Below are 2,776 nucleotides of genomic sequence, written 5' to 3' on the forward strand. Positions count from 1 at the left end.
CCTCAAGCGCGTGTCATCTGACTTCAGTCATCAACGTCAACCCGCCTACTCCACTTCCACCGCTTCCGGATTGGGATTGCGTGGAACCGGACTTTCGTCGAACGTGAGGGCCACCTTGTCGCTCTCGTCCACGTCCACGGTCACACGACCACCCGACATCAACTTGCCGAACAGCAACTCGTCTGCCAGAGCACGACGGATCGTGTCCTGGATGAGACGCTGCATTGGGCGAGCACCCATCAGCGGGTCGAAACCGTGCTTCGCCAAATGCGCGCGCAAAGCGTCGGTGAAGACCGCATCGACCTTCTTCTCATGCAACTGATCTTCCAGTTGCATCAGGAACTTGTCGACCACGCGCATGATGATTTCTTCATCGAGCGAGCGGAAACTGATGATCTGATCCAGCCGGTTGCGGAACTCTGGCGTGAACATCCGCTTGATATCGGCCATTTCATCGCCGGTTTCGCGGCGATTCGTGAAGCCGATCGCCGATTTCTGCATCGCTTCAGCGCCCGCGTTCGTCGTCATGATGATGATGACGTTACGGAAATCAGCCTTGCGACCGTTGTTGTCGGTCAGCGTGCCGTGGTCCATCACCTGCAACAGCACGTTGTAGATGTCCGGATGCGCCTTTTCGATTTCATCGAGCAACAGCACGCAATGCGGCTTCTTCGTGACGGCTTCCGTCAGCAAACCACCCTGATCGAAACCAACATATCCCGGCGGCGCACCAATCAGGCGGCTCACCGCGTGACGCTCCATGTACTCGGACATGTCGAAACGAAGCAACTCGATACCCAGCGTGAACGCCAGTTGCTTCGCAACTTCCGTCTTGCCGACGCCGGTCGGGCCCGAAAAGAGGAACGCGCCGATCGGCTTGTCCAGCTTGCCGAGACCGGCCCGCGCCATCTTGATGGAGGCGGCGAGCGCATCGATTGCCTGATCCTGTCCGAACACCACGCTCTTCAGGTCGCGATCAAGCGTTTGCAGCTTGCTGCGATCGTCCTGCGAAACGCTTTGCGGCGGGACACGGGCGATCTTCGAAATGATTTCTTCGATCTCGTTTTTGCCGATAGTCTTCTTCTGCTTCGACTTCGGCAGGATTCGCTGCGCTGCGCCCGCTTCATCGATCACGTCGATTGCCTTATCCGGCAAATGGCGATCCGTGATGAAACGCGCCGACAATTCAGCGGCAGCCGACAACGCGCCCGACGAATATTTCACGCCGTGGTGCTCTTCGAACCGTGACTTGAGGCCACGCAAGATCGCGATGGTCTGCTCGATCGTAGGTTCGGCGACGTCGACCTTCTGGAACCGGCGCGACAATGCCGCGTCTTTTTCAAAGATTCCGCGATATTCCGTGAACGTAGTCGCACCGATGCACTTCAACTGACCCGACGACAACGCCGGTTTCAGCAAATTCGATGCATCCAGCGTCCCGCCTGAGGCGGCGCCCGCGCCGATCAGCGTATGAATTTCGTCGATGAACAGCACCGCATGCGGACGTTCCTTCAACTCCTTCAATACCGTCTTCAGGCGCTGCTCGAAATCACCCCGGTATTTAGTACCGGCCAGCAACGCACCCATGTCGAGCGAGTAGACCTGCGCGTCGGCCAGGATATCCGGAACTTCGCCGCGCGTGATTCGCCAGGCAAGCCCTTCGGCGATGGCGGTTTTACCCACGCCAGCCTCACCCACCAGCAGCGGATTGTTCTTGCGTCGACGGCACAGCACCTGCACCACACGCTCGACTTCCAGTTCGCGGCCAATCAGCGGATCGATCTTGCCGTCCTTCGCGAGCTGGTTCAGGTTCTGCGTGAATTGCGCAAGCGGCGTTTCCTTTTGCGCAGCCGCATCTTCCGCTTCCGGGTTCGCGTCGCTGCTTGCCTTAGCCGCGTCGCCAGAATTCGTCTTCGCGATACCGTGCGAGATGAAATTGACCACGTCGAGGCGCGTCACGCCCTGCTGTTGCAGGTAGTAGACGGCGTGCGAATCCTTTTCGCCGAAGATAGCGACAAGCACATTCGCGCCGGTCACTTCCTTCTTTCCGTTCGACGTCGATTGCACGTGCATGATCGCGCGCTGAATTACGCGCTGAAAACCAAGCGTTGGCTGGGTATCGACGTCGTCCGTGCCGGGCACGGTCGGCGTATTGTCATGAATGAAATTGCGCAGGCTCTGCCGCAAATCTTCAATGTTTGCTGCGCATGCGCGCAACACTTCAGCCGCGGTCGGGTTGTCCAACAAGGCCAGTAAAAGATGCTCGACCGTAATGAACTCGTGCCGCGCCTGACGTGCTTCCATAAACGCCATGTGCAGACTAACTTCCAGTTCCTGGGCAATCATGCTTCCTCCATCACACACTGCAACGGGTGACCCGCTTGCCGTGCGTGGCTAACGACTTGCTCAACTTTGGTCGACGCAATGTCCCGCGTATAGACCCCACAAACTCCCCTGCCCTCGCGATGAACCTTCAGCATGATTTGCGTCGCAGTCTCACGGTCCTTATTGAAATGTTCCTGCACGACGAACACGACAAATTCCATTGGCGTGAAGTCGTCATTTAGCAGCACCACTTTATACATGGATGGCTGTTTCAGCTTTTGTTCCTGCCGCTCCAGTACAGTGCCATCCTGCTTGTTGGGATTGATCGCCATACACCCATTCTAAACAACTCGGACAGGCCCGCAATGCTGCCGAAAAACGCCGACCGTCCGGTCGGAAAACTGCACCAACGACGCGCGCAGCCAGAGCCTGTCATGCCTTAATTCCGCCG

2 protein-coding genes are annotated in these 2,776 nt (G+C 57.6%); both read right to left on the reverse strand.

What is annotated here, in order from left to right; genetic code table 11:
• Nucleotides 1–45 precede the first annotated feature (45 nt).
• A complete protein-coding gene (clpA, locus tag WCA53_RS34210) occupies nt 46–2,346 on the reverse strand; it encodes an ATP-dependent Clp protease ATP-binding subunit ClpA (RefSeq protein WP_423922669.1) in 2,301 nt (766 codons plus the stop codon).
• Nucleotides 2,343–2,657 (reverse strand): ATP-dependent Clp protease adapter ClpS, encoded by a 315-nt coding sequence (gene clpS, locus WCA53_RS34215; RefSeq protein ID WP_031359828.1) that lies wholly within the window; start codon nt 2,655–2,657, stop codon nt 2,343–2,345. The genes clpA and clpS overlap by 4 nt, the downstream gene beginning before the upstream one ends.
• Nucleotides 2,658–2,776 lie beyond the last annotated feature (119 nt).

Source organism: Caballeronia sp. (assembly GCF_049581465.1).
Classification (GTDB): Bacteria; Pseudomonadota; Gammaproteobacteria; order Burkholderiales; family Burkholderiaceae; genus Caballeronia.